15 protein-coding genes are annotated in these 13,362 nt (G+C 68.0%); 7 read left to right on the top strand and 8 right to left on the bottom strand.

From position 1 onward, the window contains the following. Positions 1 to 90: 90 nt before the first annotated feature. Positions 91 to 747: a cysteine hydrolase family protein gene (locus tag AC6CCG_RS14760; protein WP_496655300.1), complete on the bottom strand. Its 657-nt coding sequence runs from the start codon at positions 745 to 747 to the stop codon at positions 91 to 93. Positions 748 to 880: 133 nt separating this feature from the next. On the opposite strand from AC6CCG_RS14760, the gene AC6CCG_RS14755 reads away from it, so the two are divergent. The 4 genes from AC6CCG_RS14755 to AC6CCG_RS14740 all read left to right on the top strand — a co-directional run bounded on the left by AC6CCG_RS14755 (position 881) and on the right by AC6CCG_RS14740 (position 5,739). Then, positions 881 to 1,975 carry a phosphotransferase gene (locus tag AC6CCG_RS14755; protein WP_496655299.1) on the top strand — a complete coding sequence of 365 codons (1,095 nt, stop codon included), beginning with the start codon at positions 881 to 883 and terminating at the stop codon, positions 1,973 to 1,975. Continuing rightward, a complete protein-coding gene (locus AC6CCG_RS14750) occupies positions 1,972 to 2,361 on the top strand; it encodes a YciI family protein (RefSeq protein WP_496655298.1) in 390 nt (129 codons plus the stop codon). The genes AC6CCG_RS14755 and AC6CCG_RS14750 overlap by 4 nt, the downstream gene beginning before the upstream one ends. A 46-nt stretch (positions 2,362 to 2,407) precedes the next feature. Further along, complete coding sequence (locus AC6CCG_RS14745) at positions 2,408 to 3,640, top strand: RNA polymerase sigma factor (RefSeq protein WP_496655297.1); 1,233 nt, start codon at positions 2,408 to 2,410, stop codon at positions 3,638 to 3,640. A 362-nt stretch (positions 3,641 to 4,002) separates the two neighbouring features. Beyond that, the gene (locus AC6CCG_RS14740) at positions 4,003 to 5,739 is read left to right on the top strand and encodes a DUF5060 domain-containing protein (protein WP_496655296.1); all 1,737 of its coding nucleotides are present in this window, start codon (positions 4,003 to 4,005) and stop codon (positions 5,737 to 5,739) included. Positions 5,740 to 5,797: 58 nt separating this feature from the next. Here AC6CCG_RS14740 and AC6CCG_RS14735 read toward each other — a convergent pair whose 3' ends face one another. Beyond that, positions 5,798 to 6,223: a MarR family winged helix-turn-helix transcriptional regulator gene (locus AC6CCG_RS14735; RefSeq protein WP_496655295.1), complete on the bottom strand. Its 426-nt coding sequence runs from the start codon at positions 6,221 to 6,223 to the stop codon at positions 5,798 to 5,800. A gap of 131 nt (positions 6,224 to 6,354) precedes the next feature. Here AC6CCG_RS14735 and AC6CCG_RS14730 point away from each other — a divergent pair, with 131 nt between their 5' ends. The 3 genes from AC6CCG_RS14730 to AC6CCG_RS14720 are packed head-to-tail and all read left to right on the top strand — an operon-like array spanning position 6,355 to position 9,478. Then, entirely contained in the window at positions 6,355 to 7,677 is a 1,323-nt protein-coding gene (locus AC6CCG_RS14730) for an ABC transporter substrate-binding protein (RefSeq protein ID WP_496655294.1), read from the top strand. A gap of 5 nt (positions 7,678 to 7,682) precedes the next feature. Continuing rightward, entirely contained in the window at positions 7,683 to 8,564 is an 882-nt protein-coding gene (locus AC6CCG_RS14725; RefSeq protein ID WP_496655293.1) for a carbohydrate ABC transporter permease, read from the top strand. A 2-nt stretch (positions 8,565 to 8,566) separates the two neighbouring features. Then, on the top strand, positions 8,567 to 9,478 hold the full coding sequence (locus AC6CCG_RS14720) for a carbohydrate ABC transporter permease (RefSeq protein ID WP_496655292.1): 912 nt from the start codon (positions 8,567 to 8,569) through the stop codon (positions 9,476 to 9,478). A gap of 180 nt (positions 9,479 to 9,658) precedes the next feature. Here the strand turns inward: AC6CCG_RS14720 and AC6CCG_RS14715 are convergent, their stop codons facing one another. The 6 genes from AC6CCG_RS14715 to rplR all read right to left on the bottom strand — a co-directional run bounded on the left by AC6CCG_RS14715 (position 9,659) and on the right by rplR (position 13,360). Beyond that, the gene (locus tag AC6CCG_RS14715; RefSeq protein WP_496655291.1) at positions 9,659 to 10,228 is read right to left on the bottom strand and encodes an adenylate kinase; all 570 of its coding nucleotides are present in this window, start codon (positions 10,226 to 10,228) and stop codon (positions 9,659 to 9,661) included. Further along, complete coding sequence (gene secY / locus AC6CCG_RS14710) at positions 10,228 to 11,544, bottom strand: preprotein translocase subunit SecY (protein WP_496655290.1); 1,317 nt, start codon at positions 11,542 to 11,544, stop codon at positions 10,228 to 10,230. Before secY ends, AC6CCG_RS14715 begins: the two co-directional genes overlap by 1 nt. 128 nt (positions 11,545 to 11,672) lie before the next feature. Further along, positions 11,673 to 12,173 (bottom strand): 50S ribosomal protein L15, encoded by a 501-nt coding sequence (gene rplO / locus AC6CCG_RS14705; RefSeq protein ID WP_496655289.1) that lies wholly within the window; start codon positions 12,171 to 12,173, stop codon positions 11,673 to 11,675. A gap of 2 nt (positions 12,174 to 12,175) precedes the next feature. Then, positions 12,176 to 12,358: a 50S ribosomal protein L30 gene (gene rpmD, locus AC6CCG_RS14700; RefSeq protein WP_152361894.1), complete on the bottom strand. Its 183-nt coding sequence runs from the start codon at positions 12,356 to 12,358 to the stop codon at positions 12,176 to 12,178. Further along, the gene (rpsE, locus tag AC6CCG_RS14695) at positions 12,358 to 12,951 is read right to left on the bottom strand and encodes a 30S ribosomal protein S5 (protein ID WP_496655288.1); all 594 of its coding nucleotides are present in this window, start codon (positions 12,949 to 12,951) and stop codon (positions 12,358 to 12,360) included. Before rpsE ends, rpmD begins: the two co-directional genes overlap by 1 nt. Positions 12,952 to 12,976: 25 nt before the next feature. After that, positions 12,977 to 13,360 carry a 50S ribosomal protein L18 gene (rplR, locus tag AC6CCG_RS14690; protein WP_496655287.1) on the bottom strand — a complete coding sequence of 128 codons (384 nt, stop codon included), beginning with the start codon at positions 13,358 to 13,360 and terminating at the stop codon, positions 12,977 to 12,979. Positions 13,361 to 13,362 lie beyond the last annotated feature (2 nt).

The following is a 13,362-nucleotide window of genomic DNA, read 5'->3' as shown; positions in this document are numbered from 1 at the left end:
GGAGTCGATCCGGCGTGACCCGCAGCGCGCCGAGATCCTCCACACCCCTTCTTCTCGTGTCAGGAACCTGCGAAGCGGGTGTCACGCTCATCAACAGGCGGCGAGGGCCTCCGCCAGGCCAGGCTTCCAGGGTGCGACCGTGTCCAGCATCGCCGCCACGGTCGCGGTCTTGGCCGTCCAGCCGAAGTAGCGGCCCAGGGTCGCGCAGGAGGCCTCGTGCTCCTCAACGGTGCCGGCGGCCGTCGCGTCGGTGACCAGGACGCAGGAGAAGTCGTGCATGTAGCCGTCCCGCATCGTCGACTCGACGCAGACGTTCGTGTCCACCCCGGCGATGATCAAGGTCTCCCGGCCGAGCGCCCGCAGCCGCAGCTCCAGATCGGTACCGACGAAGGCGCTGAACCGGTGCTTGGTGATCTCGAGGTCGTCCGGGCCCGGCTCCACGCCGAAGTACTCGGCGCCCCAGGTCCCGGTGACGCAGAACGGGTTCCGGACATCCCGCCGTCGGTAGGCCCAGGCCGGCGAGGTGGTGGTGTGATCGTGCTCGGTCCGGATGAAGATCACCGGGGTCGAGGCCCGGTGCGCGGCGTCGATCAGCCGCTGTACGGCCGGCAGGATTGCCGTCCGCCGGGTGACATCGCCGCCGTTCAGGACCTCCGCACCCTGCCAGTGGCAGTAGTCGTTCTGCAGGTCCACCACGAGTAGTGCGCTCTTCGACCAGTCCAGGTCGGTCGTCCAATCGGACATCATGGTCCGTCCTCCTCCCCGACGAGCCCGCTGCCGTCGTCACTGCCATCGTCAGCGGGCCTGGTGTCGTGGCGGTTAGGGCATCATTTCAGCCTGGTTAATCCGTGTGCCGGACGAGGACGGGAGGATGGTCGGCGTGGCGTACCCCTCCGAAGTGCTCTACGAACCGATCACCGGCGCGACCGTCGGGGTCTGGCGGGTCGACCTGCCCGGCGGCCCGATGGTGCTCAAGCAGATCCACTGCGGTTCTTCCGGCGATCACCGCTGGCCGACCAGTGCCGACCCGGCGAGCAACTACTACTGGCGCCGCGAGGCCGACCTGCTCGCACCCGACAGCCGGCTCCGGGCGGCGCTGGACGGCGTGCCCGGCGGGATCCGGCCGGTCCGCTGCCACGGCGTCTTCGACCGGCCGGACGGCACGGTGGCGCTCTGGCTGGAACACCTGACGGGTGTGTACGGCGCACGCTGGGCCCCGGACCGCTACCGCACCGTCGCCGCCCAGCTGGGCCGGACCCAGGGCGCGCTCACCGAGTCCCCGCTGCTGGCCATGCCCGAGCTGTCCCGGACCTGGCTGCGGGAGCACGTCGGCCTGCACCGGCCCGACGGCGAGCCGTTGAGCCGGCCCGGGATCTGGGAACCGGCCCTGGCCGCCGGGCTGTTCGCCCCGGACGCGCCGGACCGGATGAACGCGCTGTGGGCCAGGCTGCCGACCTGGCTGGACCGGGTCGAGGGCCTGCCGCGGACGCTGACCCACTTCGACTTCCATCCCGGCAACCTGTTCGACGCCGACGGCGAGACCGTGGTGATCGACTGGGCCTACGCCGGCGTGGGACCGGTCGGCCTGGATCCGGCCTGCCTGGCCCTCGAGGCGATCTATGACCACCATCTGGCGCCGCACCTGCTGCCGGAGTTGTTCGAGCAGATCGCCGACGGCTACGCCACCGGCTACCGGCAGGCCGGCGGGCTGCTCGACGCGGCGGCGATCCGGCGGGCCATGATCATCACGGTCGCCGTCAAGCTCGGCTGGACCGTGCCGGCCCTGCTGGAAGCCGTCGCCGAGAACCGGGCCACCCTGAACGGCGCGCCGCTGGCCGAAGGGGCCCGGAACTGGGCCGCGGCCGGAAATCTTCTGTTGAATCTCGTCGACGATGTCGACGGGGGCGGATCGGCACCGACGTCGCAGACGAAGAGGCCGCCAGCCGGCGCCGTGACCACCGAGGAGAAGCCATGAAGTACCTCATCCTGATCCACTCCAACCCGCAGCCGTGGGGACACCCGACGCCCAACTTCCTGCCCGAGTACGAGGAGTTGACCGCGGAGCAGCGGGACACTCTCAACGCCGACTTCGACCAGCTGCTGACCGAACTGCACACGAACGGCGAGTTGGTCAGCGGCCAGGCGCTCGGCGACCCGGCGACGTCACGGCTGTTCCGCTGGGCCGACGGCAAGCCCCTGGTCACCGACGGCCCGTACTCGGAGGCGAAGGAGCACCTGGCCGGGTTCTTCCTGATCGACGTGGAGAGCCAGGCCCGCGCCGAGGAGATCACCAGCCGGTTCTCCGGTCCCGGCGAGACCGTGGAGCTGCGGCCGCTGATGGGTCCCGGTGGCGACGCCTGAGCCTGTCGATTCGCGCCCTGAGCCTGTCGAAGGGCCGATCGGTGACGTGTGGCGGCGCGAGTCGCCGCACGTCCTGGCGGCCCTGCTCCGTCGGTACGGGGATCTGGGTGACTGCGAGGACGCGGCGCAGGAGGCCGCCGAGGCCGCGGCCGCCCAGTGGCCCACCGAGGGCGTACCGGACAATCCGCGGGCCTGGCTGATCCGAGTCGCGTCCCGGCGCCTGATCGACCGGTTCCGGTCCGACCAGGCCCGGGCCGGCCGGGAGACCACGGTCGGCACCGCCCGGCCCAGCGACGCCGACCTGGCTCCGGCCGCCGACGATCCGCGCGGGTCCGACGCCGACGACACCCTGCGGTTGATCCTGCTCTGCTGCCATCCGAGCCTGAGCCGGCCGTCCCAGGTCGCGCTCACGCTGCAGTCGATGGCCGGCCTGTCCACCGAGCAGATCGCCGCCGCCTACCTGGTGCCGGCCCGCACCATGGCGCAACGACTGACCCGGGCCCGGGCCACCCTGCGCGAGGCCGGAGCCCGGTTCGAGCTGCCCGGGCCGGACGAGTGGCCGGAGCGGATCGCGGCGGTGCTCGACGTCTGCCACCTGATGTTCAACGAGGGCTACACCCGCAGCGGCGGCGAGGACCTGCTGGACATCACCCTGACCAGCGAGGCGATCCGGCTGACCCGGCAGCTCCGGGCGGCGCTGCCTGATCATGACGAGGTGGCCGGGGCGCTGGCCCTGATGCTGCTCACCCAGGCCCGGGCCGCTGCGCGTACGGATGCCGCGGGCGATCTGATCCCGCTCGCCGAACAGGACCGGAGCCGGTGGGACCGGGCGTTGATCACCGAGGGCGTCGCGATCCTGGAGCGGGTGCTGCCGTACGGCCCGGTCGGCCGCTATCAGCTGTCCGCGGCCATTGCCGCCGTGCACGCCGAGGCTCCGACCGCCGCCGACGTCGACTGGCTGGAGATCAGCCTGCTGTACGGGATGCTGGACCGGGTCGCACCGAGCCCAGCCGTGACGCTGAACCGGGCCGTCGCGGTCGGCGAGGCGCTCGGTCCGGAGCAGGGCCTGATGATCATCGACGAACTGCTGCGGGACAAGGCCATGCAGCGCCACCACCGAGCCCACGCCGTCCGTGCCCATCTACTGGAGCGGTCCGGCGACCTGCCCGCTGCCGCCGAGGCCTACCGAAGAGCCGCCCAGTTGACCACGAGCCTCCCCGAGCAGCGCTACCTGAACGCCCGCTACCTCAGGGCGCGCGACTCCCACGACGGCCCCTGAGCCAAGGCGACCACCGCGTCCCGAGCCAAGGCGACCACCGCGTCCTGAGCCTGTCGAAGGACCACCCGCCGCGCCCCTGAGCCCGCTGCAGGCCGACCCGCCGCGTCCTGAGCCTGTCGAAGGACGTCCGTTCGGGCCTGGCCCTTCGACAGGCTCAGGGCCCGTGTGGGTCCAGGCTCGGGGCTCGTGTGGGTCCAGGCTCGGGGCTCGTGTGGGCCCAGGCTCGGGGCTCGTGTGGCCCAGGCTCGGGGCGCGTGTGGTCCACGGCCCCAGTCCGCTCGCTCTCTATGCACTCCTGCATGGATAGTCGGTTAGACTAGCTCATTAGCATGGCTAACTGATTTCTGGAAAGGATGACTTCGGTGTCGAAGATCGCCAAGTGGGAGGTGTTCGAGGCGACGCTGTCGACCTCGGCCGAGTATCAGAATCCGTTCCTCGACGTGGACGTCCGGGCCGTGTTCGCCGGCGCCGGCGAGGAGCACCGGGTGGACGGCTTCTACGACGGGGTCGAGGACGGCCGGCACGTCTGGCGGGTCCGGTTCGCCCCGACCGAGGAGGGGACCTGGACGTACCGCACCGAGGCCGCTGACCCGGAGTTGATCACTGCCGGTGAGTTCCGCTGCACCCCGGCGGTCTCGGCCGGAGCCCTGCAGGTGAGCCGGACGTTCGGCAACTGGTTCCAGCGACAGGACGGCAGCTACCCGTTCATCGCCAACGACGGCTGGTATCCGCACGTGGCCAACCGCTCCCGCAAGGCCGAGGTCGCCGCGACCACGACCTACCAGCCGCCGCCCGGGAAGCGGGACGGCGAGCTGACCTTCGAGGACGTCGACTTCCAGCAGCCCAGCGAGGCCGACTGGCTGACGTACCTGGACATCCTGGCCGAGCACAAGATCAACCTGATCATCGACATCGGTCAGCTGTACGCCCGGCAGTCGACGATCACCGACACCTCGTTCCGCTGGCCCTGGAAGGTGATCGACCCGGAGACGAACAAGATCGACAAGGATCGGTTCAACCTGGAGTTCTACCAGCGCCATGATCGACAACTGCGGTATGCGAAGGAGAAGGGGATCTTCTTCGCCATGGAACTGCTCTACGACAACTCGGTGGTCCGGCCGCGGGAGTGGGACCACCACCCGGTCAACGTGGCGAACGGCGGCTGGCTCGAAGGCAGCGAGGCCGGCGTCGGCTGGTACCCGATGTTCGACCTGGACAACGAGACGCACGTGGAACACACCCGGCGCTACGTCCGCTACACCTGGGCCCGTTACGGCGCCTTCTGGAACGTGATCTGGTCACTCGGTTCGGAGAACGGCAATCTGGCCAAGATCAACGACGAGCGGCTGCCGCAGGCCTTCATCGACCCGGCGATCCCCGCCGCCTGGTATGCGTACTGGGCCGACTACCTGAACCGGCGCGATCCGTACGGGCGGCTCAAGTCGTTCGGCGACGCCGGCCGGCAGGAACTGATGGTGACGACCGCGTACAACAACTTCATCGTCACCCAGGACCCGCGGAACTACCCGAAGGATGATCAACGGGACTGGTATCGCGCCATGAACGCCTTCGGCGAGCTGATGTGGAAGTTCGGCCGGCCGGTCGTGATCGGCGAGATGACCGCCGGCAACAACGGACGCTACGACGCGGAACGGCGGCTCTACTGGATCGCCCTCACCGGCGGGTACGCGATGGGCCGCTGCGACCGGCACTACCCGACCGTCATCGGCGGGCAGCTCGGCGAGACGGTCAAGTTCGGCCTGGACGGGGTGCCGCCGATCTACGCCGACATCAGGCGGCAGGCCGAGTTCATCGAGTCCCGCGGTGTCCGGTTCTGGCGGATGCGCCCGAACGATCGCCTGATCGACACCGCCGATGATCTTGTCTACTGCCTGGCCGCCGAGGACGAGGAGTACCTGCTCTACTTCCCCTGCGGTGGTACGGCCGCACTGACCACTCCGGCCGGCCGCGCCGAATGGTTCAACCCGCGCACCGGGGAGAGCCACGGCATCGCGGAACTGACTGCCGGCCGGCACGACGTCAGTGCACCCGACGAGGAGGACTGGGTGCTCCACATCGTCGCGGACCACGTCCCCTGAGCCTGTCGAAGGGCAGGCCACCCCGGGCTCACCCCCGACAAGCTCAGGGATCGGGAGGCTACTCGGTGGCCAGGCGGTCGAGGATCTCGGCCGCCTGGACCAGCACCGCGCGCTGCTCGGCGGGCAGCTTGCGGATCCGGGAAGTGAGCCAGGCGTCGCGCTTGGCGATCGTCTCCCGGACCACAGCGGCGCCGGCGTCGGTGATCACGATGTTCGAGCGCCGGCGGTCGTCTGTGTCGGCGTCGCGGCGCAGGTAGCCGCGTTCCTCCAGATAGTTGACGGTCCGGTTCATCGACGGCGCCGTGACCCGTTCCCGCTCAGCCAATGACGACAGCGTGTGCGGCCCGTGCCGATTGAGCACCGCGAGCACGCCGAACTGGGTGTCACTCAGTTCGCCGTCCGATTTCTCCAACCGCAGCCGCCTGGACAGCCGGAACACCGCCAGCCGGATCTCGGTCCCCTGCCTCGCGATCGACGCGCTCATCCGGGGAGCATAGTGCCGGATCGGAACTCTCCTTGACATGGCCAGCGCCACCGCCATACCGTGAGAGGGCATGAAAATGCGTTGCCGCGTATATATTCACATCGCCGACGCACACCATTCAAGGAGGAACTGTGTCTTCAACGTTGATGGCGACGCGCCCGCGCAGAGTCGGTCTCGCGGTCGCGACGGGGGCAGCGATCTTCTCGCTGGTCGCCTGCGGCGGCGGAGGAGGTACGGCGAGCGGCGGCGAGACCTTCGACTACCTGGCGGCCAACGAGGGCTCGCAGATCCGCGACGAGATCACCCGGCTCTCGGAGAAGGAGTGCGCCGCCCAGCAGGAGGCGATGCCGCTCAAGATCGAGACCCTGCCGCAGGGCGAGGTGAACCAGCGGATCACGTTGCTGGCCAGCCAGGATGCGCTGCCGGAGATGTTCATCGGGTCCACCTCCGAACTGAAGCCGGGCGGTGCGATCGGCGACGACGAGGTGACGCTGGACCTGGAGAAGAAGCTCACCGAGCTCGGCGTGATCGACGACGTGCTGCCGGCGGCGGCGTCCACGGTGAAGAACATCTACGGCGGCCGGTTCGCGTCGCTGCCGTACCAGTTCAACATCGAGGGGATCTTCTACAACAAGAAGATGTTCGCCGACCTCGGCATCGAGGAGCCGAAGACGTGGACCGACCTGATTGCCGCCTCGGACAAGATCAAGGGGTCCGGCAAGCAGGCCGTCGTCGTCTCCGGCGACCAGGCCTGGACGATCCTGCGCTGGGTCGGCAACTACCTGTTCCGCTCCATCGGCCCGAACGCGATGAAGGACGTCGGCGAGGGCAAGGCCAAGCTGACCGATCCGCAGTACGTGGCGGGCATCGAGCAGGTCGCCCAGCTGCAGAAGTATCTCGGCCCGGGCACCGCGACCATGGACATCCAGACCGCGACCAACCAGCTGCTCACCGGCGAGGCCGGCATGATGTACAACGGCAGCTGGATGCTGGCCAGCATCAACGACCCGGAACTGAACAAGCTCGGCGCCGAGGCGATCGGGTTCATGCCGTTCCCGGCGGTCGAGGGCGGCGCCGGCAGCATTGATCAATATCCGGCCAACACCGGCGCACCGACCGCGCTGTCGACCAAGCTCTACAACGACGAGGTCGGCGGCTGGCTGACCTGCATCGCGGAGAACTTCGGCTCCAGCGCGATGAACAACCAGGGCGTGATCTCCGGCTTCAAGACCAATCAGCCGATCAAGGACGTACCGCCGCTGACCGCCGATCTGCAGAAGATCATCAACGGCACGACCGAGACGCTGACCTGGTTCGAGCAGCCGCTCGGGCAGCGTGCCGGTGCCGCGGCCGGCGAGAGCGCGGTCCCGCTGGTCACCGGCGGGATGACGGCGGCCCAGTTCGCCGAGACCGTACAGGCTGCCGTGGACGAGGACCTGGCGAAGAAGCGCTGAGGAAGATGAAATCCGTCCTCGCCGACAAGAAGACCGTGCTGATCCTGCTCGGACCGGCACTGCTCTGCTACACCCTGGTCAAGCTGGTGCCGGTGGTCTGGTCGTTCGGGTTGTCCTTCTTCGAGGGCAACATGCGCGGCTTCGACTTCGTCGGCCTGGGCAACTTCGCCGCCCTGTTCAGCGACGCCGAACTCGGCAACGCGATCCTGTTCAGCCTGAAGTACTCGGTGGTGATGACGGTCGGCCAGGTGCTGCTCGGCTATCTGCTGGCCCTGTTCTACGTCTTCGTGCTCAGAAGATCATCCGCGTTCGTCCGCGCGATCATCTTCTTCCCCACCGTGCTGCCGACGGTCGCGGTCGCCCTGCTGTTCACCCGGCTGTTCGAGGTGGCGCCGCAGACCGGCCCGGTCAACGCCGGCCTGAACCTGTTCGGGATCTCGTCGGTCGACTGGCTCAGCCAGCCGGACACCTCGTTCATCGTGATCGTGATCATGGAACTCTGGGGCTCGATGGGCTTCTTCGCCGTGCTGCTCTACGCCGGACTACTGGACATCCCGGAGGAACTGCTCGAGTCGGCCCGGATCGACGGCGCGAACGGGCTCCAGCTGGTCCGCAAGATCATCCTGCCGCTGTCGGCGCCGGTCCTGTTGTCGGCGGTGATCTTCAGCTTCAACGGCACGCTGAAGGTGTTCGACTCGGTGTTCGCCCTGACCAACGGCGGACCGGGGACGTCGACGCAGCCGCTGACCCTCTACATGTACAAGACGACCTTCACCTTCCAGGACTACGGGTACGGCTCCACGCTGGCCGTCGTGCTGACGGTGATCTGCCTGGTCGTCACGCTGGTGATCTTCGGCCCGGCCCGCCGGGACCGGACGGAGGCCTGATCATGACCACGCTCGATCTCGACCGGCCGGCCCAGCCGGCGACGACCCGCCGTCCGCCGGCACCGCGCCGCCGCCGGCTCACCGCCCGCCGGCTCCGTACCGCCATCCCGGCCTGGATCGGGATCGCCGTCCTGATGGTGATCGGCATCTACCCGGTGCTCTGGCTGTTCCTCAGCTCCTTCAAGACCCAGCGCGAGTTCATCCAGGAGTCGACCTTCGCGTTGCCGCAGTCGCTCAACGTCGACAACTACGTCCAGGCCTGGACCACCGGCAACATCGCCCGCAACTTTCTCAACTCGGCAATCGTCACCGCCCCGTCGCTCACGCTGACCCTGTTGTTCGGTGTCGGAGCGGCGTTCGCGATCGAGATCATGCGCTGGCGCGGCCGCAACCTGACCCTGCTGCTGTTCGTCTCCGGGATCATGATCCCCGGCCAGATGATCTTGATCCCGCTCTTCATGGCGTACTTCAAGCTGGGCATCAGCGGCACCTACTGGCCGATGATCATCACCTACACCGGCCTGGGCATGCCGCTCACCGTGTTCCTGATGGCCGCCTACTTCCGGGCGATCCCGCGGGAGGTGTTCGAGGCCGCCACCATCGACGGCGCCAGCATGCTCCGCTCGTTCTTCGCGATCGGGCTGCCGATGGTCCGCAACTCCCTGTTCACCATCGGCCTGGTGCAGTTCCTCCGGATCTGGAACGACCTGCTGATCGCCCTCACCTTCACCACCAACCCCGACCTGCGCCCGATCCAGGCCGGCCTGCTCAACTTCAGCGGCGAGTACGGCCAGGTCAACTACGGCCCGCTCTTCGCCGGCATCTGCATCAACGTCTTCGGGCTGCTGATCCTGTTCGTGATCCTGAACCGCCAGATCATGCGCGGCCTGACCAGCGGAGCGCTGAAGGGATAGCTGTCGCGAGAGTCCCCAACTCGGGCGGTTCGGTGCACGGAAAGGCCGACGTCACCGCTGACGCGATTTCTCTTCTGACGGGCACCTGGGCGTCGGTCAATCGCTTAACCGGTCCGTGCGAAGAGAAATCGCGCCATGTAGCCGGGACGCTGGCAACGGTCGCGGCTGGGCGGGAGGGGGTCAGCCGCGGTCGGCGAGGGCCTTGAAGATGCGCTCGGAGACCTCGTCGACGGTGCCCAGGCCGTTCACGGTGACCAGCAGGCCCCGTTCGGCGTAGCCCTGGAGCAGCGGCGCGGTCTCGTCGATGTACTTCTGCTGCCGGATCCGGATCGCTTCCTCGGAGTCGTCCGAGCGGCCCTCGATCTCGGCCCGCCTGGTCAGCCGGGCGACCAGCTCGTCGAGGTCGGCCTCGAGCGCCAGGACCGCGTCCAGGGCGCGGCCGTGCTCGGTCAGCATCTGGTCCAGTGCCGCGACCTGCGGCATCGTGCGCGGGTAGCCGTCCAGCAGGAAGCCGGGATCGACGTCGGGCTGTTCCAGCCGGTGCGCCACGATCTGGTTGGTCAACTCGTCGTCGACGTAGCCGCCGGAGTCCAGGATCTGCTTCACCTTCAGGCCGAGCTCGGTCTCGGCCTGCACCTCGCTGCGGAAGATGTCGCCGGTCGAGATGGCCGGGACGGCGTAGTGCTCGCCGATCCGCTTCGCCTGTGTGCCCTTGCCCGCCCCGGGCGGACCCATGATCAACAGACGCATCAGCGTAGGAACCCTTCATAGTTGCGTTGCTGGAGCTGGCTTTCGATCTGCTTCACCGTGTCCAGTCCAACGCCGACGATGATCAGAAGCGAGGTGCCACCGAACGGGAAGTTCTGGTTGGCCTCGAAAAGGATAAACGCCGCAGAAGGGATGAGGGCGATCAGGCCCAGATAGAGGGATCCGGGGAACATCAGCCGGGACAGCACGTGCCGGAGGTAGTTCTCGGTCGGCTTGCCGGCCCGGATGCCCGGGATGAATCCGCCGTACTTCTTCATGTTGTCCGACACCTCTTCGGGATTGAAGGTGATGGACACGTAGAAGTAGGCGAAGAAGATGATCAGCAGGAAGAACGTGACCAGGTAGACCGGATGGTCGCCGCGGACGAAGTTGGCGGTGATCCACTCCGACTCCGGCGTGTTCGGCCGGAACTGGGCGTACAGCGTCGGCAGGTAGAGCAGCGACGACGCGAAGATGACCGGGATGATGCCGGCCTGGTTGACCTTGATCGGGATGTACGTCGACGTACCGCCGAACACCCGGGTGCCGACCATCCGCTTGGCGTACTGCACCGGGATCCGGCGCTGGGACTGCTCGATGAACACGACGGCCGCCATGATCACCAGGCCGAGCGCGATGACCACCAGGAACGTGACCCAGCCCTTGGTCAGCCGCAGGCCCCACAGGGCGGTCGGGATGACGGCCGCGACCTGGGTGAAGATCATCACGGACATGCCGTTGCCGACACCGCGCTCGGTGATCAGCTCACCCATCCACATGATGATCGAGGTGCCGGCCGTCATGGTCAGGATCATCACGACGATCGGGAAGATGTAGCCGTCCGGATCGCTGGCCGGCGTCGAGTAGAGGATGCCGCTACAGCCCGGGAACAGCTGGTCGTTCGCCGCCAGCGTGACGAAGGCGGTGGAGTTCAGCAGCGCCAGCACCAGGGTCAGGTACCGGGTGTACTGGGTGATCTTCGTCTGGCCGGACTGGCCTTCCTTCTTCAGCGCCTCGAGCCGGGGGATGACCACCGTGAGCAGCTGCAGAATGATGCTCGCCGTGATGTACGGCATGATGCCGAGGGCGAAGATCGCCAACTGGAGCAACGCCCCGCCGGAGAACAGGTTGATCAGCGAGTAGATGCCCGCCTGGTCACTGCTCTGAGCCTGGTTGTTGCAGAACTCGACCCGACCCACGTTGACGTTCGGCACCGGAATGATCGAACCCAGCCGGAACAACGCCAGGATGCCCAGCGTGAAGAGGATCTTCTTCCGCAGATCCGGACTCCGGAATGCGTTCGCGAACGCTTTGAGCACTCCTCGCCCTCCCAATCTCTGTCCACCGCCGCCAGTTCAGCGCCGACTTCGTTGCCAACACCGACAACGGCACCGGACGACCCTATCAAGGGGTCGGCCGGCACCGAAGTCACGTGTACGAGCGCCTACTACAGCTCGGTGACCGAGCCTCCGGCGGCCGCGATCTTGTCCTTCGCGGAGCCGGAGAACGCGTGCGCGCTCACCTGCACCGCGACCGAGATCTCGCCGGTGCCGAGCACCTTGACCGGACGGCCCGGACGGACCGCGCCGGCGGCGACGAGCTCGTCGACACCGATCGTGCCGCCCTGGGGGAACAGCGCGCTGAGCCGGTCCAGGTTGACCACCTGGTACTCGGTCCGGAACGGGTTCACGAACCCGCGCAGCTTCGGCATCTTGCGATGCAGCGGCAGGTTGCCGCCCTCGAAGCCCGGCCGAATGTTGTTGCGAGCCTTGGAGCCCTTGGTGCCGCGACCCGCGGTCTTGCCCTTCGAGCCCTCGCCGCGGCCGACCCGCGTCTTGGCCTTCTTGGCGCCGGGGGCAGGACGCAGGTGGTGGATCCGCAGACCCGTACCACCCTGCACCTGGGCCTCCTCGGCTGCAGCTTTCTTGTCTGCAGTCTTCTCGGCCATGATCAGTCGACCTCCTCGACCTTGATCAGATGGGTCACCGTGGAGAGCATGCCCCGGATCTCCGGGCGGTCTTCCTTCACGGCGACGTCACCGATGCGCTTCAGCCCCAGGGAACGGAGCGTGTCGCGCTGATTCTGTGCCCGGCCGATGCCGGACTTCTCCTGCGTCACCTTGAGCCTGGGCATTACGCGTGCACCTCCGCCCGAGCCTTCAGGATGGCGGCCGGGGTGACGTCCTCGACCGACTTGCCGCGGCGCTTCGCCACCTGCTCCGGCTCCTCCAGCGACTGCAGGGCCTCGACGGTGGCGTGCACGACGTTGATCGCGTTGGCCGAGCCGAGCGACTTGGCCAGCACGTCGTGGACGCCGGCGCACTCCAGCACCGCGCGGGCGGAACCGCCCGCGATCACGCCGGTACCGGGGGACGCCGGGCGCAGCATGACCACGCCGGCCGCCTTCTCGCCCTGCACCGGGTGCGGGATGGTGCCCTGGATCCGCGGGACCTTGAAGAAGTGCTTCTTGGCGTTCTCGACACCCTTCGCGATCGCGGCGGGCACCTCCTTCGCCTTGCCGTAGCCGACACCCACCGTGCCGTCGCCGTCGCCGACGACGACCAGCGCGGTGAAGCTGAACCGGCGACCGCCCTGGACGACCTTGGCGACCCGGTTGATCGCTACGACCTTCTCGATGTAATTGCTCTTGTCCTGCGCCTGGCCACGACGATCGTCCCGACCGCGACGCTCACCGCCACCGCCACCGCGGCGCTGCTGTGCACTCATCGCTCTTCCTTACTCTCGTCGTGTCTCAGAACCCGAGGCCGCCGTCACGGGCGCCGTCGGCCAGCGCCGCGATCCGGCCGTGGTACTTGTGACCGGCCCGGTCGAAGACGACCTGGGTCACGCCGGCGGCCTTGGCCCGGTCGGCGATGGCCTGGCCGACCTGCTTGGCCTTGTCGGACTTGTCGCCGTCGGCGGCCCGCAGCGTCGCCTCCATGGTCGAGGCCGACGCGAGCGTACGGCCGACCGTGTCGTCGATCACCTGAGCCGAGATGTGCCGGGCGGACTTCGTGACGACCAGCCGCGGACGGGCCGGGTCGCCGAAGACCTTCTTGCGCACGCGCAGCTGGCGCCGCAGCCGGGAAGCCGTCTTGCTCGCCGTGTGCTTCCGGTGAGTCAGCGAAACAGCCATGA

This window comes from Microlunatus sp. YIM B11417 (assembly GCF_059617205.1).
Note: the sequence above shows the minus strand (reverse complement) of the source record. Positions and strands in the feature narration are given on the sequence as shown.